This window comes from Ramlibacter tataouinensis TTB310, assembly GCF_000215705.1.
In the GTDB taxonomy this organism is placed as follows: domain Bacteria; phylum Pseudomonadota; class Gammaproteobacteria; order Burkholderiales; family Burkholderiaceae_C; genus Ramlibacter; species Ramlibacter tataouinensis.
Map to the genome: position 1 here is coordinate 3,828,635 of NC_015677.1, position 21,079 is coordinate 3,849,713.

Below are 21,079 nucleotides of genomic sequence, written 5' to 3' on the forward strand. Positions count from 1 at the left end.
AACGGCCCGGCCCCAGGTCAGTACCGGCGTGAAGCAGCCGTAGGAAAGGCCTGCTGCCGCGCAGCGGTGCCGAGACTCAGGCGGGCGTGGCGTCGGCCGCGAGCCGCGACCAGTGGCGATGGCGCGCGATGGCGGCGATGAATTCCTGTGCCATCTGCAGCCGGGTCGCCGGGTCGTTGCTCCCCGTCACCACGCCGGCGCCTCGCCCGCCATCGGGTGCGCCCGGCACGACGCCTTGCAGCAGGTCCACCGCCTCGCCGATCAGGCACAGCGCCTTGCCGTGCCGCCAGGCCTCGTGCACGAACTGCAACGCTGGCGCATGGCGGGCCAGCGCCTGCGTGCTGGCACTGCCGCCGGGCACCAGCACGGCGTCGAACAGCACCGACGAGGTGCTGGCAAAGGTATGGTCCACCGCCAGCTGCTGACCCGAGGAGGTGGACACCACCCCCAGCTGGGCCGAGACCACGCGCGTCAGCGCGCCCTGGTCCTGCAAGGCCTGCTGCAGCACCTTGTACGCGCCCACCTCCACGCCCGGGGCCACCAGGACGGCGACCTTGCGCGTGACGATGCCGGAGCCGCCGCCGTCCTGGCCCAGCGCCGGCGAGGACTCGATGGGCAGCCGGGCGCGGTGCGCCCGGAACCCGGCCCGCCCGGCGGCCGCCCTGCCGTCCGGCGGCGCGATGCCCAGGGGCTCGGCGACCTTGCGCGCCAGCTTGGGATCCACGTGCGCCAGGTTGTCCACCACCCGCTGGCGGATGGCCGCCGTCTCCAGCTTGGCCAGCTCGAACTGGAAGGCGGCGATGATGTGCTCCTTCTCCGCGGCCGGCTGGCTGTTCCAGAACAGCGTGGCCTGGCTGAAGTGGTCGTCGAAGGCCGGCCCGCGCCGCCGCAGCTTGGGCGAGTCGATGGCTTCGGCCACGCTCTGGAAGCCCTGCTGCCCGCCGTCCATGCGGAACTCGGCGCCGCTGGCCAGCGAGTTGGGCTCGTAGCTCACCGAGCCCTTGCTCACCAGCATGCGGTGCTGCCCGTCGCGCTGGAAGTTGTGGAACGGGCAGACGCCGCGGTTGATCGGCAGCTCGTGCCCATTGGGCCCGCCCAGGCGCGACAGCTGGCTGTCGGAGTAGGCCAGCAGGCGGCCCTGCAGCAGCGGGTCGTGGCTGAAGTCGATGCCCGGCACCACATGGCCGGGGTTGAATGCCACCTGCTCGGTCTCGGCGAAGAAGTTGTCGGGGTTGCGATTGAGCACCAGCCGGCCCACCGGCAGCACCGGCACCATCTCCTCGGGAATGAGCTTGGTCGGGTCCAGCAGGTCGAAGCCCAGGCCCTCGGCCTTGTCCTCGTGCACCAGCTGCACGCCCAGCTCCCACTCCGGAGGGTGGCCGCGGTCGATCGCCTCCCACAGGTCGCGCCGGTGGAAATCGGGGTCGCTGCCGGCGATCTTCTGCGCCTCCTCCCAGGCCAGGGCATGGCGCCCCAGCCGCGGCTTCCAGTGGAACTTGACGAAGTGCGAGACGCCATGCGCGTTGACCAGGCGCCAGGTGTGCACGCCGAAGCCTTCCATCATGCGCAGGCTGCGCGGCAGGGCCCGGCCGGACATCAGCCACATCAGCATGTGCGTGGTCTCGGGCACCAGGGAGGCGAAATCCCAGAAGGTGTCGTGCGCGCTGGAGGCCTGCGGCATGCCGTGGTGCGGCTCGGGCTTGAGGGCATGCATCAGGTCGGGGAACTTCATCGCGTCCTGGATGAAGAAGACCGGCATGCTCGCGCCCACCAGGTCGTACACGCCTTCACGGGTGTAGAACTTGACGGCGAAGCCGCGCACGTCGCGCACCGTGTCGGCGCAGCCGCGCTCGCCGGTGAGGTTGGAAAACCGCACGAACACCGGCGTGCGGCTGCCGGCCTCCTGCAGGAAATCGGCGCGGGTGTACTGCGACAGCGTCTTGTACAGCTCGAAGTAGCCGTGCGCGCCGCAGCCGCGCGCGCCCACCACGCGCTCGGGGATGCGCTCGTGCGCGAAATGCGTCAGCTTCTCGCGCAGGATGAAGTCTTCCAGCAGGGTCGGCCCGCGCGCGCCCGCGCGCAGCGAGTTGTGGTTGTCGGGGATGACCACGCCCTGGTTGGTGGTCAGGATGCTCTCGGGCGCCTGGCTGAAGGCTTCCAGCTGCTTGTTCTTGGCGGCGACTCCCTCGCCGGCCTTGGACTTGCGCTGGGCATCCAGCTTGGATTGGGCCATGGGGGCTCCTGGTGGCGGCGGAGGAACTACAAGGTGCGGGGCCCGGCCCCGCCGGCGGTCAGCGGGCTTCGAGGTCGAGCGCCGCCTCGATGACGTTGGCCACCATGGCCACCGCGAGCACGCCGCCCGAGCCGGCAGCACACCAGACCAGCCATTCGGGGATGCCGGCGAGCAGTTCCATGGGTCTTTCTCCTGAGCGACGTGTAAGGACGATAGCCAAGCCTCAGCGTAACAAGCTCATGGGCAAAGCCCGTAGTTGGCTGGCGGGCGCGTTCGTCGGTGCGCACCATCAATCGCGGTAGGACGGCGCCGACACGGCAGAGCTACGGAGTACGCCGACAGCGCTCCCGCGCACCGTCCTACCCGGCCGGCGTCGGCCGCGGCGCAGCATGAAAAGACAGGAGCCGCCACCATGCCCGAGAAGAACTTCCCGCTGCCCTCCGACCGGCCGCAGTCCGAGACCTTGCCGGCCCAGGGCGAAACCCAGGAGGCCGTGCCGCGCATGCCGCACGAGCGCGACGAATCCGCCGGCAGCACGCAGCCGCGCGCCGAGCCGTCGGCCGAACGCGTCGGCCGCATCGCGCAGCAGGATGCCGAGCGCGGGGTGGCCGACACCAGCAAGGGCGCCGAGCTGGACGCGACCTACGACCGCCTGCGCGAGGACCTGCCGGACGGCGAGAAGAAGCACCGTCCGTGACGCGCTCCCTCAGCGCGCCAGCGCCGAGCGCATCGCGTCGATGACGGCGCGGTAGTCCGGCTTGCCGAAGATGGCGCTGCCGGCCACGAAGGTGTCGGCGCCGGCGGCTGCCACCCTGCCGATGTTGTCGGCCTTGATGCCGCCGTCGACCTCCAGGCGGATGTCGCGTCCGCTGGCTTCGATGCGCCGGCGCGCCTGCTCGATCTTGCGCAGGGCCGAGTCGATGAAGCCCTGGCCGCCGAACCCCGGGTTGACGCTCATGATCAGGATCAGGTCGATCTCGTCGATGGTCCAGTCCAGCACGTCCAGCGGCGTGGCCGGGTTGAACACCAAGCCCGCCTTGCAGCCGCGCGCCTTGATCGCCTGCACGCTACGGTGCACGTGGGTGGACGCGTCGGGGTGGAAGCTGATGAAGTCGGCGCCGGCGTCGGCGAAGGCCTGGGCCAGCGCGTCCACCGGCTGCACCATGAGGTGCACGTCGACGGGCACCGCCGTGCCGTCGGCGCGCCGGGCGTGCGGCTTGAGCGCCGAGCAGATCATGGGGCCGAAGGTCAGGTTGGGCACGTAATGGTTGTCCATCACGTCGAAGTGGATCCAGTCGGCGCCGGCGGCGATGACGTTCCTCACTTCCTCGCCCAGGCGGGCGAAATCGGCGGACAGGATGGACGGCGCGATGCGGTGCGTGGGGCTCATGGCGCGATTGTCCCAAAACCCCTGGCCGAGCCGGCCCTGCAGTTACCATCGCCGCATGGCCAAGTACCAGTTCCGCGTGGAGGTCACGCCCCAGTACCTGCCCGAGCAGTCCGCGCCCAGCCAGGGCATCCACAGCTTCGCCTACACCATCACCATCACCAATGCGGGCGAAGTGGCGGCGCAGCTGATCTCGCGCCACTGGATCATCACCAACGCCGTCGGCCAGACCGAGGAGGTGCGCGGCCTGGGCGTGGTGGGGCACCAGCCGCTGCTCAAGCCGGGCGAGGCATTCCAGTACACCAGCGGCTGCCGCCTGGCCACGCCCACCGGCAGCATGCGCGGAAGCTACTTCTGCGTGGCCGAGGACGGCACGCGCTTCGAGGCGGACATTCCCGAGTTCATCCTGCACGACGGCGCCCAGCGGGTGCTGCACTGACCCGCGTGGCGGGCATCACCGAGGCCGGCCCGTGACCGACCTGAACCGGCTGCTGGACACGCTGGACGCCGACGCACCCCTGGCTCGGCGCCACTTGTGGCTGATCGGCCTGCTGCGCTGGCTGCGCGGACGCCGCCGCTCGCTTCCCGAGGCCGCCGCCGGCCGCGTGCGCCTGCTGCTGGACGCGCTCGAAGCGCGGCCCCGGCACCGCGAGGAGCTGCAGCGCTGGTGGCGCGTCCTGACCGGCACGGTGGACACCACCGCCCTGCTGGCCGACTTCGGGCTGGCGGCGCGGCTGGCCTTTCGAAGCGAGCTGAACGAGCGGCTGCGCCAGAAGCTGCTGCCGGCGACACCCGAAACCACGGACGCGGCCGAGCTGTTCTCGCTGGCCATGCCGCGCGGCGAGGATGCCGCCTGGGTGGCGGCTCTGGACGCCGCCACGCTGCAGCGCCTGGCCGCGCTGCTGTCGCTGCCTTCGGCCCGGCCGGCCTTGACGCTGTGGCAGCACGAGGTGCTGCAGGCCATCGATTTCTGCGCCAGCCAGGTGCGCGCCGCCGGCCTGTCGGCCGAGCTGCGCCAGCGCATGAGCACGCCCGAGCGCCGCGCCCAGCCTTTCCATGCGCTGGCCCTGGCCTCCGACGATTTCCGCGCCGCCTACCTGGAGACGCCGCGCGAGGCGCAGCGGTTGGAGGCCGCCGCCGAGCGGCTGCGCGAGGCGCTGGACGCCTGCCGCACCGCGGCGGCCAGCGTGTACCCGCATCTGAACGAGCATGGCATCTCCATCGGCCTGGTGTTCCAGCTGCGCCAGTTGCGCGAACGCGTGCTGCGCATCCGCGAGCTGATGGACTGCCTGCTGGCAGCCGAGCCGCAGGCCGCGACCGCGCGCCTGATCGGCCGGCTGGCCACGCTGGGCCAGGAACGGCGTAGCCTGCGCGCCCTGGTCGCCGCCAACTCCTCGATGCTGGCGGCGCGCGTGACCGAGCGCAGCGCCGAAACAGGGGAGCACTACATCACGCGCACGCCGGCCGAGTACCGGGGCATGCTGGGCAAGGCCGCCGGCGGCGGCATCGTGACGGCCGGCACGGTGGTGCTGAAGTTCATGCTGAACAAGCTGGGCCTGGCGGCGTTCTGGGGCGGCGTGTGGGCGGGGGTCCTGTACTCCGCCAGCTTCATGCTGATCCAGCTGATGCACTGGACGCTGGCGACCAAGCAGCCCGCCATGACCGCGCCGGCGATGGCCGCCCGGCTGCGCGACCTGAGCAGCCAGGCACGGGTCGAGGAGTTCGTCGACCAGGTCGCCAACCTGGTGCGCTCCCAGGTGGCAGCAGTGGTGGGCAACGTGGGACTGGTGGTGCCCACGGTGATCCTGCTGTGCCTGGCTTTCCAGCAGGCCACCGGACAGCCGGTGATCGCCCACGCCGAGGCCGACTACGTGCTGCGCAGCCTGAACCTGCTGTCGCCCGGCACGCTGCTGTTCGCCGCCTTCACCGGCACCTTGCTGTTCGCCTCCAGCCTGATCGCGGGCTGGGCCGAGAACTGGTTCGTGCTGCACCGGCTGGACTCGGCGCTGCGCTACAACCCGCGCATCACCGCCGTGCTCGGGCCGGTGCGCGCCGACCGCTGGGCCCGCTTCATGCGCGAGCACATCTCCGGCTTCGCCTCCAACATCTCCCTGGGCTTCATGCTGGGCCTGGTGCCGCCGGTGCTGGGCTTCCTGGGCGTGGGGCTGGAGGCACGCCACGTGACGCTGTCGGCCGGCCAGCTCACGGCGGCCGCCATGGCCTATGGGCCGCAGGCCTGGCAGCTGCCGCAGCTGGCCTGGTGCGTGGCCGCCATCCCGCTGATCGCCATGCTCAACCTGGGGGTGAGCTTCTACCTCGCGTTCCGGCTGGCGCTGCGTGCGCACAGCGTCAGCGGCGTGGACCGGCGCCGCATCCGCGGGGCCATCTGGTCGCGCTGCCAGCGGCGGCTGGGCAGCTTCCTGCTGCCGGTCTGACGCCTGGCCCGGATGGCCGCGTCCGTGCTGGGATTTTTGCTATCAACTTAAGAGCAACGCAGGGGCTCTTGTCCTACAAGCTCTGCCATTGCAGGCGGTTACAGTCCAGCCCCGGGGGTCTGTCGCATGAATGAAATCACGGCCATCTGGGCCCAGTGGCTGCGGCCGTCGGCGGGCTTGCCCACGGTGCAGTGGTCCATCCTGCTGGCCGTCGCGGCCGCGGCGGGCCACCTGCTGCAACGCCACACCGGCCTGCCCAAGGTGGTGGGCTATTCGCTGGTGGGCACGCTGGCCGGCCTGGCCGGCTTTTCCGGGGCCGCCTGGCCGCTGCAGGGCATCGGCCTGTTCCTGCTGGAACTCGGCGTGGCCGTGGTGCTGTTCGAGGCCGGCGGCCGGGTGCCGCTGCGCTGGTTCCGGCACAACCCCATGGTGCTGCTGCAGAGCCTGCTGGAGGCCCTCCTCACCTGGATCCTGGTGTACTACACCATGCGCTGGCTGGGCGTGCGCCCCAGCGTGTCCGAGGCGCTGGCGCTGATCGCCATGGCGGCCTCGCCGGCGGTGCTCAGCCGGGTGGTGATGGACACGCGCGCCGCCGGGCCCGTGACCGAGCGGGCCATGGTGCTCAGCACCCTGAGTACGCTGTACGCCCTGACGCTGGTCAGCGCCCGCACCGGCACCATGCACCGCGCCGACGGGCTGGGCCTGGCCGACACGCTCTACCCCATCGCCGTGGTGCTGGGCATCTCCGTGGTGGTCGGCGCCGCCCTGGCGCTGACGCTGCGCGCGGCCCTGCGGGTGATGAGCCCGACCAGCGAGAACACGGCTTTCCTGCTGCTGAGCCTGATCGCCGCCGCGTCCACGCTGGCGGCGCACTTCGGCGGTTCGGCGCCGCTGGCGGCGCTGCTGGGCGGCATCCTGCTCAAGCAGCTCAACCCCCGCCCCTGGGCCTGGCCGCGGCAGCTGGGCACGGCCGCCTCCCTGCTGCTGATGCTGACCTTCGTGCTGGTGTCCGTGGTGGCCGCGCAGGCGCCCTGGAACCCGGCCGTGGCCGGGCTGGTTCTGGCCCTGGTGGCGGCCCGGGCCGTGGCCAAGGTGCTGGGCGTGGGCGCCGCGAACTGGGGCAGCGGGCTGGCCTGGCGCCAGGCTTTCTGGACCGCCTGCGCCATGTCGCCCATGTCGTCGGTCGCGCTGCTGCTGGTGTCGCAGTTCGTGGCTTCCTCGCTGGAGCTCGGCCCGCGCATCGCCAGCATCGCGCTGCCGTCCATCCTGCTGATGGAGGTGCTGGGCGCCATCATCACCACCTTCGCCATCTACCGCGCGGGGGAAAGCCTGCGGCCGCTGTCGGCCCATGCCGCAGGCGGGCAGATCGCCGGCGCGCCGCCGGGTGCCCCGGCCGACAGCACCTACCCGGGAGGCGCCCGTGGATAGGCCGGCCAGCGATCTCGCGCCGGCGCTCGAGCCCTTCAGCCAGTCCGCGGCCCTGTCGCTCGGGGTCGAGCTCGAGCTGCAGCTGGTCAACACCCACCACTACGACCTGGCGCCCTATTCGGACGAGATGCTGCGCCTGATGGCGCGCCACCAGCTGCCCGGCAGCGTGGTGCCGGAGATGACCTCGAGCATGATCGAGATCTCCACCGGCGTGTGCCACTCCGCGTCCGAGGTGCTGGGCGAGCTGTCGCAAATCCGCGATGCGCTGGTGCAGTGCGCCGACAAGCTCAACATCGCCGTGGTGGGCGGCGGCACCCACCCGTTCCAGCAGTGGCACGAGCAGCGCATCTACGACAAGCCGCGCTTTCGCCAGCTGTCGGACCTGTACGGCTACCTGTCCAAGCAGTTCACCATCTTCGGCCAGCACGTGCACATCGGCTGCCCGACCGCGGACGAGGCGCTGCTGATGCTGCACCGCATGTCGCGCTACATCCCGCACTTCATCGCGCTGTCGGCCTCCAGCCCCTACGTGCAGGCGCAGGACACGCAGTTCGACTCGGCACGGCTGAACTCGGTGTTCGCCTTCCCCATGTCCGGCCGCGCCCCGTTCACCCTCAGCTGGGACCACTTCGGCGAGTTCTTCAGCAAGACCACGCGCACCGGCGTGGTCAAGAGCATGAAGGACTTCTACTGGGACATCCGGCCCAAGCCCGAGTACGGCACCATCGAGATCCGCGTGTTCGACACGCCCTTGACCGTGGAGCGCGCCGCCGCGCTGGCCGGCTTCGTCCAGGCCCTGGCTTCCTGGTTCCTGCACGAGCAGCCGTTCATGCCGCAGGAGGACGATTACATGGTCTACACCTACAACCGTTTCCAGGCCTGCCGCTTCGGCCTGGACGCGGTGTACGTGGAGCCCTCCACCGGCGCCCACATGCCGCTGCGCGAGCACATCCTGCAGACCTTCCGGCAGATCGGCGAGCATGCGCGCCGCCTGGGCGCCGGCCCCGGCGTGCAGATGCTGGGCGAGGACGTGGAACTCGGCAGCAACGATGCGCGGTGGCTGCGGCTGAAGCAGCGGCGCGAGCGCCTGCTGGCCGAGGTGGTGCGCCAGGGTGCGTTGCGATTCCGCGGACAAAGCTAAGCAGCGATTTGTTACCTGGCGCGAGAGAGCTATTCCCGCACTGCCGCGGAATGTAAGAAGGTATAAATGTGAAGACCTCCCATTTATCTCTTACACCGTGCGGCCCACTCCTCTTTGTCCCTGCCCCCGCCGTGCGGCCACGTGATGGAACCCGACCGCCTGTCCCTGGTGCGCTCCGCCTGCGCCCGCGCGATGCGACCCATCGTGCGGCTGGGGCTGGGCATGGGCCTGAAGCTGCCGCACCTGGAGGAGATGCTCAAGGAGCTGCTGCTGGACGAGGGCGAGCGCCTGCTCAGGAGCCAGGGCGTGAAGCCCAACATCAGCCAGCTGGCCGTCACCACCGGCCTGAACCGCAAGCAGGTGACGGCCCGCGTGCGCGCGCTGATCGATCCGCTGCCGGCGACCGGGCTGTCGGCGGCCGCCCGCACCTTCACCTCCTGGCTGCAGCTGTCCGCGGACCGGCCTGAGCGGGCCCGCCTGCCCATCGCCTCGACCGGCGGCGGCGACTCGTTCCAGGAACTGGCCCGACAAGCCAGCCGTTCGGACGTGCACCACCGCGCGGTGCTGGACGAGCTGGTGCGGCTGGGCCTGTGCCGCGAGGCCGACGGCTTCGTGGAACTGGCCGCCGACGGTTTCGTGCCGACCGCCGACCTCAAGACCACGCTGGCCTTCCTGGGCGACAACCTGCGCGACCACGCCTCTGCGGCCGTCACCAATGCCCTGGCCGGGCAGGCGCTGTTCCTGGAGCGCGCCGTGTTCGCCGATGGACTGGAGGCCGCCGATTGCGAGGCCACGCACCAGCTGGTGCGCCAGCGCTGGAACGGCCTGCACCACGAACTGGTGCAGTCGCTGACCCGGGCGGTGGACCGCAATGACGGCCAGGGCCCGCAGCGCATCCGCATCGGCATCTATCTGTACGCCGCCCCCAAGGACGAAACACCGTGATCGCGCGACCGCCTTTCCGTATCGGCTTGATGGCCGCCGTGCTGCTGCTGGCAAGTTGCGGCGGCGGCGGCACCGGGGTGGCTGGCGGGGGCGGCGGCGTCGGCTCTGGCGGCACCGGCGCCATGGCCTCCAACGTCACCGTGGGATCGGTCGAAGGGTTCGCCAGCATCATCGTCAACGGGATCCGATACAACGTCGATGCGGCCGACACCCGCCAGGTCGAGGACCCGGAGGGCCTGAAGTTCGGCATGACGGTGCGGGTCCAGGGGATGGTCGACGCCGGCGCAGCCACCGGCACCGCCAGCAGCCTCGCCTCCACGCCCCAGGTGCGCGGCGCCGTGACCTCCGTCGACGCCGCCGGGGCCAGCTTCGTGGTGCTCGGCCTGCAGGTGCGGGTCAACGCCGCCACCGTCTACGAGGGCCTGGGCGGCCTGGGCGAGCTGGTGCCGCCGGCCACGGTGCAGGTCTACGGGCTGCCGGGCGAGGCCGGCCGGCTGCTGGCCACGCGGGTGGAGCGGGTGGCGCCGGGGGCCACGCGCGTGCTCACCGGCGCGGTGCAGGACCTGGACCGCCCGGCCCGCCGCTTCCGCCTGGGCGGCCGGTTGGTGGACTACCGGACCGCTACCTTCGACGCCGACCTGACGCCGGCCTCCCTGGACAACGGCACGCTGGTGCGTGTCGAGCTGCCGTCCAACGACGGCGTCGGCGTGCTCGCGGCGCTGCGCGTGAGGCCATGGTATGCCGTGCCGCTGGCGGATGGCACCGCTCTCAGCCTGTCGGGTCCGGTCACCGACTATGCCGGCCCCGGTGCGTTCAAGGTGCAGGGTGTGCGGGTGGACGCGAGCCAGGCGCGCATCAACGGCGGGCCGGCGTCTGCGCTGCGCGAAGGCGCCTACGTCGACGCGAGCGGGGTGTCGCGCAGTGGGGTGCTGGTGCCCGAGCGGTTGCGCATCCGCAGCGGCGACGACGAAGACGAGGACGACGATGAGGAGAACCGCGGCCGCGGGGAGGACGACGAGCAGGACCGCACCCGCTTCTCGGCCGAGGGGCGCATCAGCCAGTTCGAGGGGCTGCAGCGCTTCCGGGTCCAGGGCCAGTGGGTGGATGCCAGCGGCGCGTCGGTGCGTTTCCAGGGCGGCAGCGCTGCCGACCTGGCGCGTGGCCGCCGGGTCAGCGTGCGCGGGTCAGCGGTGCGGCAGGGGACGTTGCTGGCCGACAGCGTCCGCTTTGGCGGCGACGACTAGCTCCTGCGGCACGGCAACGCGGCTGCGCTGGCGGCACAGCTGCAGCAGAGCCTGTATGGCTGCTTCGTGCTTGCCGCGCAGTTTCTCCAGCTGGGCGTCGTCGCCCGGACGCGTCGGATCGCCGGCCTGCACGGCCAGGTGGCGGCGCAGCACCAGGATCTTGATGTCCAGGTGGTAGAGCGACAGCTCGCTCATCTCGCCCCGGCCGGTGGAGAAGGTCTGCTCCACCAGCAGCTGCACCAGCTGGAGCTGGGCATCGGCGCGCTGATACTTGGCGATGTCGGAGGGACTCTGGCACCAGTGGCGGAAGCTCTCCCCGTACGCCTCCAGGGCGTCGGTGAGCTGGTAGGCCAGCGAACGGACTCGGTGTTCTGCCAACATGGGCACCTCCTGACGGCTAAGTCGTTCCAGTCTGCCAAAGCGAGCTCAACGAATGGGAACTTTTCCCAGCCTAATTTGCGACCGGTTGTTTCAAAGGGGTAGCGCGCAACGGCTATCCTTGGCGCCCTCCCATGGGTGAATTCCAGCTCATCGATCGCTATTTCAAACGCCGTGCGCTTCGCAGCCCGCTCGGGGTGGGCGACGATTGTGCGTTGCTGGCGCCGGCACCCGGAATGCAACTGGCTGTATCCAGCGACATGCTGTTGGAAGGCCACCACTTCCTGGCCACGGTGGACCCCGTACGGCTGGGCCACAAGGCGCTGGCGGTCAATCTCAGCGACTTGGCTGCCTGTGGCGCCCAGCCGCTGGCCTTCACCCTGGCACTGGCGCTGCCCCAGGCGGACGAGCGCTGGCTGGAGCCGTTTTCGCGCGGCCTGTTCGCCCTGGCGGACGCGCAGGGCTGCGAGTTGGTCGGCGGCGACACCACCCGCGGGCCGCTGAACATCTGCATCACCGTGTTCGGCGAGGTGCCGGCCGGTCAGGCCCTGCTGCGCTCGGGTGCGCGGGCCGGCGACGACCTGTGGGTCAGCGGCACGCTGGGCGATGCCCGGCTGGCGCTGGAGGTCTTCCGCGGGACGCTGTCGCTGCCGGAGCCGGTGTTCCAGTCGGCGCGGCTGCGGATGGAGCAGCCCGTGCCGCGCGTGGCGCTGGGCCAGGCACTGCGCGGGGTGGCCAGCGCCGCCATCGACGTCAGCGACGGACTGCTGGGCGACCTCGGGCACATCCTGCGCCAGTCGGGGGTGGGGGCCACGATCGACGCCACCGCCGCCATGGATCTCCTGGCCGCCGGACCGGCTCTGCAGCAGTCCGGCGGGGGGCTGGACCAGGAGCTGCACCTCGGGTGCGTGCTGGCCGGCGGCGACGACTACGAGCTTGCATTCACCGCCCCCGCGGCCCGGCGCGACGCCGTGCAGGCCGCCGCGGCCCAGGCCGCCACGCCGGTCACGCGCATAGGCCGCATCGAGGCCGAGCCCGGCCTGCGGCTGGTGGACGGCCGCGGCCGCCCCATCGAGCGGCGCTACGGCTCCTTCGATCACTTCGCCTGAGCTGTACATGCGCGGCATCCTCCGGCTGGCCGGCCTGTGGGCCGCCCTCGCGCTGGCGCCCGCCCTGGGGGCCGACTTCTCCGGCGTGGTCACGCGGGTAACGGACGGCGACACCCTGTGGGTGCGGCCGGCCGCGGGCGGCAGGCCGCGCGAGGTGCGGCTGCAGGGGCTGGACGCGCCGGAGATCTGCCAGGCCCACGGCCCGCGGGCCCGCGCGGCGCTGGCGGCACGGCTGCAGGGCCGGCGCGTGCAGGTGCGCATCCGGGCGCGGGATGACTATGGTCGCTGGCTGTCCCGCGTGGCCACCCCCGACGATCCGGACGTGGGCGCGTGGATGGTGGTGCAAGGCCATGCCTGGTCCTACCGCTTCCGGGACAGCCGCGGCCCTTACGCAGCCCTGGAAGACCGGGCCCGCCAGGCGCGCCGCGGCCTGTGGGCGCAGGCGGCACCGCTGGAGCCGCGGGAGTTCCGTCGGCGGCACGGCAGCTGCGGCGGCGCCGGCCAGCCCGGCACGCGCCCGAACCGCTAAGCGCTCCCGGTCTCGCATGCGCGGCATGCCTGGCGACCCGATGGCGCGCATCGCGGCTGGTTACCATCGACCCATGCGCGATCCAGCCTTCGATCCCCTGCACCTGTCGGCCCGGGTGGCGGCCGCATGAGCGTCGCTGCGCCGTCCGAGGCGCCCGCGGCCAAGCGGCCCACCGTGCGCTTCGCGTTCTCGCATCCGGCGCATGCCATTGCCCTGGGCTTCGGCATCGGCCTGTCGCCCTGGGCACCCGGCACCGCGGGCACGCTGTGGGCCTGGCTCAGTTTTGCGGCCCTGCAGGCCTGGCTGCCGGTGGCCGCCATCGGCTGGCTGCTGCTGGCCTCGCTGGTGGTGGGCTGGTGGGCCTGCTCGGTCACGGCCCGGCACATGAACCTGGCGGACCCGGGCAATATCGTGTGGGACGAGATCGTCTCGTTCTGGCTGGTGCTGTGGCTGCTCATGCCGGCAGGGCTGGGCACCCAGGTCGCGGCCTTCGTGCTGTTCCGTTTCTTCGACGCCGCCAAGCCCGGACCGGTGGGCTGGGCCGACCGCCTGTTCCACGGCCATGGCTGGCGCGGCGGCCTGGGCGTGCTGCTGGACGATCTGGTGGCGGCGCTTTGCACCTTGCTGGCGATCGCCGCCTGGCGGTTTGCCTGGAGATTCATTTGAGCGATCCGGTCCCACCCCGACCCGAACTGGAGACCGCCGTCGCCTGCGGGCTGCTGGCCGATCTGCTGGCGCGCAGGCGCTGGATGCTGGCCACCGCCGAGAGCTGCACCGGCGGCCTGATCGCCGCGGCCTGCACCGACCGTGCCGGCTCCAGCGAGTGGTTCGAGCGGGGCTTCGTCACCTACTCCAATGCCGCCAAGACCGAACTGCTGGGGGTGCATGCCGGCCTGATCGAGGCCCATGGCGCCGTCAGCGAAGTGGTGGCGCGCGCCATGGCCGCCGGCGCGGCACGCCGCTCGCGCGCGCTGGTGAGCGTGGCGGTCACCGGCGTGGCCGGACCCGGCGGCGGCAGCGCGGACAAGCCGGTGGGCACGGTATGGTTCGCCTTCATGGTGGATGGCCAGCTCACCAGCGAGGTGCTGCGCTTCGACGGCGACCGCGCCGCGGTACGCGCCGCCGCCGTGCGGCACGCGCTGAACCGGCTGCTGGCCCTGCTCAGCCCCGCGCCAGCCGCCTGAACCGCCTTACATCGACATACCCAGCCGCGACAGCACGGCCAGCAGCGCGGCATAGGCCAGCACCGTCGCCGCGCAGGCGGCCGCCAGGCCGGGCCAGAAGCCCCAGCCGGCGCGCAGCAGCAGGGGCAGCACCACGAACAGCACCAGCGAGGGCAGCACCAGCCAGCCGATGCCCGCGGCCAGCTGCGCCACCTGCTCGCCGCTGCCGCCTTCCAGGTGCAGCCAGACCAGGGCCAGCAGCGAGGTCAGCGGCAGCGATGCCAGCGCCGCGGCCAGCAGCGAGCTGCGCCGCGCGAGCTCGCTCACGGCCACGATCACCGCGGCGGAAAGCGCGACCTTGAAAACGTACTGCCACATGGGCCCGAGTCTCGCAGCAAAGGCGCCGCGCCCTCAGGCCGCGGGCAGCCGCAAGGTCATGAACACGCTGTTGGGGTCTTCGACGTAGTCGCCGAAGGGCGCGCAGCCCAGGAAGCCGAAGCGCTGGTACAGGCGCCGCGCCGGCGCGAAGGCCGGCTGCGACCCCGTCTCCAGGCTCAGGCGCTCGTACGAGCGGCGACGAGCCTTGGTGATCAGGTGCTCCAGCAGGGCGGCCGCCACGCCGCGCCCGCGGTGCGCCGCCACGGTGCGCATGGACTTCACCTCGCCATGCCGCGGCGACAGTTCGCGCAGCGCGCCGCAGCCCAGGAGTTCGCCCGGGGACCAGGCGGTCCAGAAGGTGACGTCGGGGCGGCGCAGCTTGGCGATGTCCAGCGCGTGCACGCTCTGCGGCGGCGAGACCTCGTGCATGTGGCGCAGGTGCTCCTCGAGCAGCGCCCGGATCTCGGGGCCGGCAAGGTCATCGACACGGATTTGCATGGCGGTCCAAACAAAAACGCCCACGGATGTGGGCGTCTCGATGTTGGTTGCGCGGGCAAGATTTGAACTTGCGACCTTTGGGTTATGAGCCCAACGAGCTACCAGGCTGCTCCACCGCGCGTCAGAAGAGAAATTATAGGTTATTCGGCAGCCGTTTGCTCGGTGTCGGCGGTGGTTTCCGTCGGCTCGGGACGGTCCACCAGTTCCACCAGGGCCATGGGCGCGTTGTCGCCCACGCGGAAGCCCATCTTCAGGATGCGCGTGTAGCCGCCCGGGCGCGCCTTGTAGCGCGGGCCGAGCTCGGTGAACAGCTTGGCGACGATGTCGCGGTCGCGCAGGCGGTCGAACGCCAGGCGCTTGTTGGCCAGCGTCGGCTCCTTGGCCAGGGTGATCATGGGCTCGACCACGCGGCGCAGTTCCTTCGCCTTGGGGACGGTGGTCTTGATGGCCTCGTGCTGGAGCAGCGAGTTCATCATGTTGCGCAGCATCGCGAGGCGGTGCTCGCTGGTGCGGTTCAGTTTACGAAGGCCGTGGCCGTGACGCATGGTGCTTTCCTTTCCTTATCGATCACCCGGCCGGATCAGGTACCGGGCGTTGCACGTTCTGTTGACGGATTCAACAAGGCTGCTGTGCAGCCTTGTCCTTAACGCTTATCGAGGCCGGCCGGGGGCCAGCTCTCGAGTTTCATGCCCAGCGTGAGGCCACGCGAGGCGAGGACTTCCTTGATCTCGTTGAGCGACTTGCGGCCCAGGTTGGGGGTCTTGAGCAGCTCGTTCTCGGTGCGCTGGATCAGGTCGCCGATGTAGTAGATGTTCTCGGCCTTCAGGCAGTTGGCCGAGCGCACCGTCAGCTCGAGCTCGTCGACCGGGCGCAGCAGGATCGGGTCGAACTGCTGCGAGCTGCGCTGCACCGGCGCGTCGAAGGCCGCCAGCTCGCTGCCCTCCAGCTGCGCGAACACCGCCAGCTGCTCGACCAGGATCTTGGCGGAGGCGCGCACCGCGTCCTCGGCGGTGATGGCGCCGTTGGTCTCGATCTCCACCACCAGCTTGTCCAGGTCGGTGCGCTGCTCGACGCGGGCGCTCTCGACCGTATAGCTCACCCGCTTGACCGGCGAGAACGAAGCGTCCAGCACGATGCGGCCGATCGACTTGGTCGGCTCGTCGGCGTAACGGCGCATGGTGCCGGGCACGTAGCCGCGGCCCTTCTCGACCTTGATCTGCATGTCGATCTTGCCGCCTTGCGACAGGTGGGCGATCACATGGTCGGGGTTGATGATCTCGACGTCGTGCGGCGTCTGGATGTCGGCGGCCGTGACCACGCCTTCGCCGTCCTTGCGCAGCGACAGGGTGACCTCGTCGCGGTTGTGCAGCTTGAAGACCACGCCCTTTAGGTTCAGCAGGATGCTGACCACGTCTTCCTGGACGCCGTCGATGGACGAGTACTCGTGAAGCACACCGGCGATGGTGACTTCGGTTGCCGCATACCCGACCATCGAGGACAGCAGCACGCGGCGCAGGGCGTTGCCCAGCGTGTGGCCGTAGCCGCGCTCAAACGGCTCCAGCGTCACCTTGGCGCGGTTCGTGCCAAGCTGTTCCACGTTGATGGCTTTGGGTTTCAGCAGGTTGGTTTGCATGCAGGACTTCCTCTCAATACCCCCGGCTCGTTACACCGGTAAGGCTGGGGCCCGCTCGGGATGCCTCCCGGCGGGAACTAAAAAAAACCGGCGGACGAGGCTGCGACAGCAGCCTCGTTATCCTCCGTAACTCGTTTAACGCGAGTACAGTTCCACGATCAGCGCTTCCTTGATGTCGGCGCCGAATTCATCGCGGTCGGGGACCTTCTTGAAGGTGCCCTCGGCCTTGTCGGCATTGACCTCCACCCACGCGGGCAGGCCGACCTGCTGGGCCAGCTGCAGCGCCTCGACCACGCGGTTCTGCTTCTTGGACTTGTCGCGCACCGCGATCACGTCGCCGGTCTTGACCATGTAGGACGGGATGTTCACCGCCTGGCCGTTGACCGTGATGGCCTTGTGCGAGACCAGCTGGCGCGCCTCGGCGCGGGTCGAGCCGAAGCCCATGCGGTAGACCACGTTGTCCAGGCGGGACTCGAGCAGCAACAGCAGGTTGGCGCCGGAGTTGCCCTTGCGGCGGGCGGCTTCCTCGAAGTAGCGGCGGAACTGCTTCTCCAGCACGCCGTACATGCGCTTGACCTTCTGCTTCTCGCGCAGCTGCAGGCCGAAGTCGGAGGTGCGCTGGCCCGACGTGCGGCCATGCTGGCCGGGCTTGGAGTCGAACTTGGCCTTGTCGCTGATGGAGCGGCGTGCGCTCTTGAGGAACAGGTCCGTGCCTTCGCGGCGGGAGAGTTTGGCCTTGGGGCCGAGGTAACGTGCCACTTGTCTTTCCTTGGTTCATCTGCCGCGGCCATTCACCGCGGGAGCCATCGGCGAGCAGCCGATGGCGGTGGGCTTACTGAAGGACAAGGCGTGCCGAAGGCATGCCTTGTTTTCACCTTTAGATCCTCCGGCGCTTCTGCGGACGGCAGCCGTTGTGCGGCACCGGCGTCACGTCGGCGATCGAAGTGATGCGGATGCCCAGCGCGGCCAGCGCGCGCACCGAGGACTCGCGACCCGGGCCGGGACCCTTGATCTCGACGTCCAGGTTCTTGATGCCCTGCTCGATCGCGGCACGGCCGGCCACTTCCGATGCGACCTGGGCGGCGAACGGCGTGGACTTGCGCGAGCCCTTGAAGCCCTGGCCACCCGAGGACGCCCAGCTCAGGGCGTTGCCCTGGCGGTCGGTGATGGTGATGATGGTGTTGTTGAAGGACGCGTGCACGTGGCAGACGCCGTCCGACACGTTCTTGCGAACCTTCTTGCGCACGCGCTGCGCGGCGTTGTTGGCGGGAGCTTTAGCCATGTCGAATCCTTTTCCCGTTTATTTCTTGAGCGCCTGGGCGGCCTTGCGCGGGCCCTTGCGGGTGCGCGCGTTGGTGCGGGTGCGCTGGCCGCGCATGGGCAGGCCGCGGCGGTGGCGGAAGCCCCGGTAGCAGCCGATGTCCATCAGGCGCTTGATGTTCATCGTGGTCTCGCGGCGCAGGTCGCCCTCGATCGTGAACTGCGCGATCTGGTCGCGGATCTTCTCGAGGTCGGCGTCGGACAAGTCCTTGACCTTCTTGGAGTAGGCGATGCCGCAGGCCTCGCAGATCTTGCGGGCGCGCGTGCGGCCGATGCCGAAGATGGCCGTCAGGCCGATCTCGGCGTGCTGATGCGGCGGAATGTTGATGCCAGCGATACGTGCCATGTGCGTCTTTCCTGTATCTGTGCCTGTGCCTTAGCCCTGGCGCTGCTTGTGGCGCGGATCGGTGCAGATCACGCGGACAACGCCCTTGCGGCGGATGATCTTGCAGTTGCGGCAGATCTTCTTGACGGAAGCCGAAACTCTCATTTGCTTTTCTCCTAAATCTTTCTCGCGCTCACTTGGCGCGGAACACGATACGTGCCCGCGACAAGTCGTAGGGCGTCAATTCAACGGTGACCTTGTCACCCGGCAGGATGCGGATGTAGTGCATCCGCATCTTTCCCGAAATATGTCCGAGCACCACGTGCCCGTTCTCCAGCTTCACGCGGAATGTCGCGTTGGGCAGGTTTTCCACGACCTCGCCCTGCATCTGGATGACATCGTCCTTCGCCATCTCTTTCTCAGCCGCCGAGCGAGGTCTTGAAGTTGGCCTTCTTGAGCAGCGACTCGTACTGCTGGCTCATCAGGTAGTTCTGCACCTGGGCCATGAAGTCCATGGTCACGACCACGATGATCAGCAGCGAGGTGCCGCCGAAGTAGAACGGCACGTTGTACTTCAGGATCAGGAACTCCGGCAGCAGGCAGACGAAGGTGATGTACACCGCGCCGGCCAGCGTCAGCCGCACCAGGATCTTGTCGATGTAGCGCGCCGTCTGGTCGCCCGGGCGGATGCCCGGGATGAAGGCGCCGCTCTTCTTCAGGTTGTCGGCCGTCTCCCGGCTGTTGAACACCAGGGCCGTGTAGAAGAAGCAGAAGAACACGATGGCCGCGGCGTACAGCAGCACGTAGATAGGCTGGCCGGGCGACAGCGTGGCCGCGATGTCGCGCAGCCAGCGCATCGACTCGCCGGTCGAGAACCAGCCCACCACCGTGGCCGGCAGCAGGATGATGGACGAGGCGAAGATCGGCGGGATCACGCCGGCCATGTTCAGCTTCAGCGGCAGGTGCGACGACTGGCCGCCGTACACCTTGTTGCCCACCTGCCGGCGCGCGTAGTTCACCAGGATCTTGCGCTGGCCGCGCTCGACGAACACCACGAAGTAGGTGACCAGGGCCACCAGCGCCACGATGAAGATGGCCACCAGGACGCTCATCGCGCCGGTGCGCACCAGCTCCAGCAGCCCGCCGATCGCGCTGGGCAGCCCTGCGGCGATGCCGGCGAAGATCAGGATGGAGATGCCGTTGCCCAGGCCGCGCTCGGTGATCTGCTCGCCCAGCCACATCAGGAACATGGTGCCGGCCGTCAGGCTCACCACCGCCGTCATGCGGAAGCCGAAGCCCGGGTTGATCACCAGGCCGGCCGAGCCTTCCAGCGCCAGCGCGATGGACAGCGACTGGAAGAGAGCCAGGCCCAGGGTGCCGTAGCGGGTGTACTGCGTGATCCTGCGGCGGCCGGCCTCGCCCTCCTTCTTCATCTGCTCGAACGTCGGCACGACGTAGGTGAGCAGCTGCATGATGATGGAGGCCGAGATGTACGGCATGATGCCCAACGCGAACACGGTGAAGCGCGACAGCGCCCCGCCCGAGAACATGTTGAACAGGCTCAGGATGCCGCCCTGCTGGCCCTTGAACAGGGCCTGCAGCTGGGTCGGGTCGATGCCGGGCACGGGGATGTGCGCGCCGATGCGGTAGACCACCAGCGCGAGCAGCAAGAAGACCAGCCGGCGACGCAGGTCGCCGAACTTGCCGGTCTTCGCGATCTGGGCAGCGCTAGTGGCCACGCGGTCCGTCCTTGACTGCCGTCATTCAGGCCAGGCTGCCGCCGGCCGCCTCGATGGCGGCCTTGGCGCCGGCGGTCGCGGCGATGCCGGTCAGCTTCACGGCGCGCTTGATCTCGCCGGACTTGATGACCTTCACGTTCTGGACGATCTGGCCCACCAGCTTGGCGCTCTTGAGCGCCAGCAGGTCGACTTCGGCCAGGCCCAGCTGGTCGAGATCGCCCAGGGTGACCTCGCCGTTGAACTTCAGGTTCTGCGACTTGAAGCCGCGCTTGGGCAGGCGGCGCTGCAGCGGCATCTGGCCGCCTTCGAAGCCGACCTTGTGGTAGCCGCCGGAGCGGGACTTCTGGCCCTTGTGGCCGCGGCCGGCGGTCTTGCCCAGGCCGGAGCCGATGCCACGGCCGACGCGGCGGCGCGCCTTGCGCGAACCGTCGGCGGGCTTGAGGTTGTTCAGTTCCATGTCAGAGCACCTTCACCAGGTAGTCGACCTTGTTGATCATGCCGCGGACGGCGGGCGTGTCCTGCAGTTCGCTGACGCTGTTGAGCTTGCGCAGGCCCAGGCCGCGCACGGTGTCGCGGTGCGACTGCTTGGTGCCGATCGGGCTGCGCACCAGCTGGACCTTGATGGTTTGTTGGGTTGCCATGTCGATGACTCCGGTCAGGCGGCGAAGAGGTCCTCGACCGACTTGCCGCGCTTGGCCGCCACTTCCGAGGGCGTCGTCGAGTTCTTCAGCGCGTCGAACGTCGCGCGGACCATGTTGTAGGGGTTGGTCGAACCGTGGCTCTTGGCCACGATGTCGGTGATGCCCATGACTTCGAACACGGCGCGCATCGGGCCGCCGGCGATGATGCCGGTGCCCTTGGGCGCCGGCGACATCATCACGCGGGCTGCGCCGTGCTGGCCGTACACCGTGTGGTGGAGGGTGCCGTTCTTCAGCGAGACCTTGGTCATGTTGCGGCGCGACTCTTCCATCGCCTTCTGCACGGCCGCAGGCACTTCCTTGGACTTGCCCTTGCCCATGCCGACGCGGCCGTCGCCGTCGCCGACCACGGTGAGCGCGGCGAAGCCGAGGATACGGCCGCCCTTCACCACCTTGGTGACGCGGTTGACCGCGATCATCTTCTCTTTGAGGCCGTCTTCCGGACCGTCACCCTGACGGTTAGCTTGAATCTTTGCCATATCGATATTCCGTGTCC

Annotated in this window: 28 protein-coding genes and 1 tRNA gene; 11 read left to right on the plus strand and 18 right to left on the minus strand. The window is 69.7% G+C overall.

Annotation, left to right across the window (positions count from 1 at the left end):
• Positions 1-76 precede the first annotated feature (76 nt).
• Together RTA_RS18370 and RTA_RS21385 are read right to left on the minus strand one after the other, a co-directional pair.
• Positions 77-2,233, minus strand: a complete 2,157-nt coding sequence (locus RTA_RS18370) for a catalase (protein WP_013902933.1) — start codon at positions 2,231-2,233, stop codon at positions 77-79.
• 58 nt (positions 2,234-2,291) lie between these two features.
• On the minus strand, positions 2,292-2,414 hold the full coding sequence (locus RTA_RS21385; protein ID WP_013902934.1) for a hypothetical protein: 123 nt from the start codon (positions 2,412-2,414) through the stop codon (positions 2,292-2,294).
• A 231-nt stretch (positions 2,415-2,645) separates the two neighbouring features.
• Between RTA_RS21385 and RTA_RS18375 the strand changes: the two genes are divergently transcribed.
• On the plus strand, positions 2,646-2,930 hold the full coding sequence (locus RTA_RS18375; RefSeq protein ID WP_013902935.1) for a hypothetical protein: 285 nt from the start codon (positions 2,646-2,648) through the stop codon (positions 2,928-2,930).
• Positions 2,931-2,939: 9 nt separating this feature from the next.
• Here the strand turns inward: RTA_RS18375 and rpe are convergent, their stop codons facing one another.
• Positions 2,940-3,623 (minus strand): ribulose-phosphate 3-epimerase, encoded by a 684-nt coding sequence (gene rpe / locus RTA_RS18380; protein ID WP_013902936.1) that lies wholly within the window; start codon positions 3,621-3,623, stop codon positions 2,940-2,942.
• A gap of 55 nt (positions 3,624-3,678) precedes the next feature.
• Between rpe and apaG the strand changes: the two genes are divergently transcribed.
• The 6 genes from apaG to RTA_RS18410 all read left to right on the plus strand — a co-directional run bounded on the left by apaG (position 3,679) and on the right by RTA_RS18410 (position 10,813).
• The gene (gene apaG, locus RTA_RS18385; RefSeq protein ID WP_013902937.1) at positions 3,679-4,059 is read left to right on the plus strand and encodes a Co2+/Mg2+ efflux facilitator ApaG/CorD; all 381 of its coding nucleotides are present in this window, start codon (positions 3,679-3,681) and stop codon (positions 4,057-4,059) included.
• Positions 4,060-4,090: 31 nt separating this feature from the next.
• Positions 4,091-6,055, plus strand: a complete 1,965-nt coding sequence (gene tlpB / locus RTA_RS18390; protein WP_013902938.1) for a transporter-like protein TlpB — start codon at positions 4,091-4,093, stop codon at positions 6,053-6,055.
• A 126-nt stretch (positions 6,056-6,181) separates the two neighbouring features.
• Complete coding sequence (locus tag RTA_RS18395; RefSeq protein WP_013902939.1) at positions 6,182-7,483, plus strand: cation:proton antiporter; 1,302 nt, start codon at positions 6,182-6,184, stop codon at positions 7,481-7,483.
• Positions 7,476-8,624: a YbdK family carboxylate-amine ligase gene (locus RTA_RS18400; RefSeq protein WP_013902940.1), complete on the plus strand. Its 1,149-nt coding sequence runs from the start codon at positions 7,476-7,478 to the stop codon at positions 8,622-8,624. The genes RTA_RS18395 and RTA_RS18400 overlap by 8 nt, the downstream gene beginning before the upstream one ends.
• Before the next feature lie 144 nt (positions 8,625-8,768).
• Positions 8,769-9,569 (plus strand): DUF6502 family protein, encoded by an 801-nt coding sequence (locus tag RTA_RS18405; RefSeq protein ID WP_041675746.1) that lies wholly within the window; start codon positions 8,769-8,771, stop codon positions 9,567-9,569.
• Positions 9,566-10,813 carry a DUF5666 domain-containing protein gene (locus RTA_RS18410; protein ID WP_013902942.1) on the plus strand — a complete coding sequence of 416 codons (1,248 nt, stop codon included), beginning with the start codon at positions 9,566-9,568 and terminating at the stop codon, positions 10,811-10,813. Before RTA_RS18405 ends, RTA_RS18410 begins: the two co-directional genes overlap by 4 nt.
• On the opposite strand, the gene RTA_RS18415 is transcribed toward RTA_RS18410, so the two are convergent.
• Positions 10,754-11,194 carry a hypothetical protein gene (locus RTA_RS18415; RefSeq protein ID WP_041675748.1) on the minus strand — a complete coding sequence of 147 codons (441 nt, stop codon included), beginning with the start codon at positions 11,192-11,194 and terminating at the stop codon, positions 10,754-10,756. The genes RTA_RS18410 and RTA_RS18415 overlap by 60 nt on opposite strands.
• A gap of 131 nt (positions 11,195-11,325) precedes the next feature.
• On the opposite strand from RTA_RS18415, the gene thiL reads away from it, so the two are divergent.
• The 4 genes from thiL to RTA_RS18435 all read left to right on the plus strand — a co-directional run bounded on the left by thiL (position 11,326) and on the right by RTA_RS18435 (position 14,013).
• Positions 11,326-12,300 (plus strand): thiamine-phosphate kinase, encoded by a 975-nt coding sequence (gene thiL / locus RTA_RS18420; RefSeq protein WP_013902943.1) that lies wholly within the window; start codon positions 11,326-11,328, stop codon positions 12,298-12,300.
• Between the two features lie 7 nt (positions 12,301-12,307).
• Positions 12,308-12,829, plus strand: a complete 522-nt coding sequence (locus RTA_RS18425) for a thermonuclease family protein (protein WP_013902944.1) — start codon at positions 12,308-12,310, stop codon at positions 12,827-12,829.
• 126 nt (positions 12,830-12,955) lie between these two features.
• The gene (locus RTA_RS18430; protein ID WP_013902945.1) at positions 12,956-13,495 is read left to right on the plus strand and encodes a phosphatidylglycerophosphatase A family protein; all 540 of its coding nucleotides are present in this window, start codon (positions 12,956-12,958) and stop codon (positions 13,493-13,495) included.
• A gap of 83 nt (positions 13,496-13,578) precedes the next feature.
• Entirely contained in the window at positions 13,579-14,013 is a 435-nt protein-coding gene (locus RTA_RS18435) for a CinA family protein (protein ID WP_049871401.1), read from the plus strand.
• A gap of 6 nt (positions 14,014-14,019) precedes the next feature.
• Here the strand turns inward: RTA_RS18435 and RTA_RS18440 are convergent, their stop codons facing one another.
• The 14 genes from RTA_RS18440 to rpsE all read right to left on the minus strand — a co-directional run bounded on the left by RTA_RS18440 (position 14,020) and on the right by rpsE (position 21,062).
• A complete protein-coding gene (locus tag RTA_RS18440; RefSeq protein ID WP_013902947.1) occupies positions 14,020-14,370 on the minus strand; it encodes a hypothetical protein in 351 nt (116 codons plus the stop codon).
• Between the two features lie 33 nt (positions 14,371-14,403).
• Positions 14,404-14,868, minus strand: coding sequence for a GNAT family N-acetyltransferase (locus RTA_RS18445; RefSeq protein WP_041675749.1), 465 nt, complete (start codon positions 14,866-14,868; stop codon positions 14,404-14,406).
• A gap of 44 nt (positions 14,869-14,912) precedes the next feature.
• Positions 14,913-14,989, minus strand: a tRNA-Met gene (locus RTA_RS18450).
• Between the two features lie 19 nt (positions 14,990-15,008).
• Positions 15,009-15,413 (minus strand): 50S ribosomal protein L17, encoded by a 405-nt coding sequence (rplQ, locus tag RTA_RS18455; RefSeq protein WP_013902949.1) that lies wholly within the window; start codon positions 15,411-15,413, stop codon positions 15,009-15,011.
• 98 nt (positions 15,414-15,511) lie between these two features.
• Complete coding sequence (locus RTA_RS18460) at positions 15,512-16,501, minus strand: DNA-directed RNA polymerase subunit alpha (protein ID WP_013902950.1); 990 nt, start codon at positions 16,499-16,501, stop codon at positions 15,512-15,514.
• Between the two features lie 135 nt (positions 16,502-16,636).
• The gene (gene rpsD / locus RTA_RS18465; protein ID WP_013902951.1) at positions 16,637-17,260 is read right to left on the minus strand and encodes a 30S ribosomal protein S4; all 624 of its coding nucleotides are present in this window, start codon (positions 17,258-17,260) and stop codon (positions 16,637-16,639) included.
• Positions 17,261-17,378: 118 nt separating this feature from the next.
• Positions 17,379-17,783, minus strand: a complete 405-nt coding sequence (gene rpsK / locus RTA_RS18470) for a 30S ribosomal protein S11 (protein WP_013902952.1) — start codon at positions 17,781-17,783, stop codon at positions 17,379-17,381.
• An 18-nt stretch (positions 17,784-17,801) separates the two neighbouring features.
• A complete protein-coding gene (rpsM, locus tag RTA_RS18475; protein ID WP_013902953.1) occupies positions 17,802-18,167 on the minus strand; it encodes a 30S ribosomal protein S13 in 366 nt (121 codons plus the stop codon).
• Positions 18,168-18,197: 30 nt separating this feature from the next.
• Positions 18,198-18,311 carry a 50S ribosomal protein L36 gene (gene rpmJ, locus RTA_RS18480; protein WP_011481465.1) on the minus strand — a complete coding sequence of 38 codons (114 nt, stop codon included), beginning with the start codon at positions 18,309-18,311 and terminating at the stop codon, positions 18,198-18,200.
• A 28-nt stretch (positions 18,312-18,339) separates the two neighbouring features.
• A complete protein-coding gene (infA, locus tag RTA_RS18485) occupies positions 18,340-18,558 on the minus strand; it encodes a translation initiation factor IF-1 (protein ID WP_012734373.1) in 219 nt (72 codons plus the stop codon).
• Between the two features lie 7 nt (positions 18,559-18,565).
• Complete coding sequence (gene secY, locus RTA_RS18490; RefSeq protein ID WP_013902954.1) at positions 18,566-19,885, minus strand: preprotein translocase subunit SecY; 1,320 nt, start codon at positions 19,883-19,885, stop codon at positions 18,566-18,568.
• A gap of 25 nt (positions 19,886-19,910) precedes the next feature.
• The gene (rplO, locus tag RTA_RS18495) at positions 19,911-20,342 is read right to left on the minus strand and encodes a 50S ribosomal protein L15 (protein WP_013902955.1); all 432 of its coding nucleotides are present in this window, start codon (positions 20,340-20,342) and stop codon (positions 19,911-19,913) included.
• 1 nt (position 20,343) lies between these two features.
• Positions 20,344-20,526 (minus strand): 50S ribosomal protein L30, encoded by a 183-nt coding sequence (rpmD, locus tag RTA_RS18500; RefSeq protein WP_013902956.1) that lies wholly within the window; start codon positions 20,524-20,526, stop codon positions 20,344-20,346.
• Positions 20,527-20,540: 14 nt separating this feature from the next.
• Entirely contained in the window at positions 20,541-21,062 is a 522-nt protein-coding gene (gene rpsE / locus RTA_RS18505; RefSeq protein ID WP_013902957.1) for a 30S ribosomal protein S5, read from the minus strand.
• Positions 21,063-21,079 lie beyond the last annotated feature (17 nt).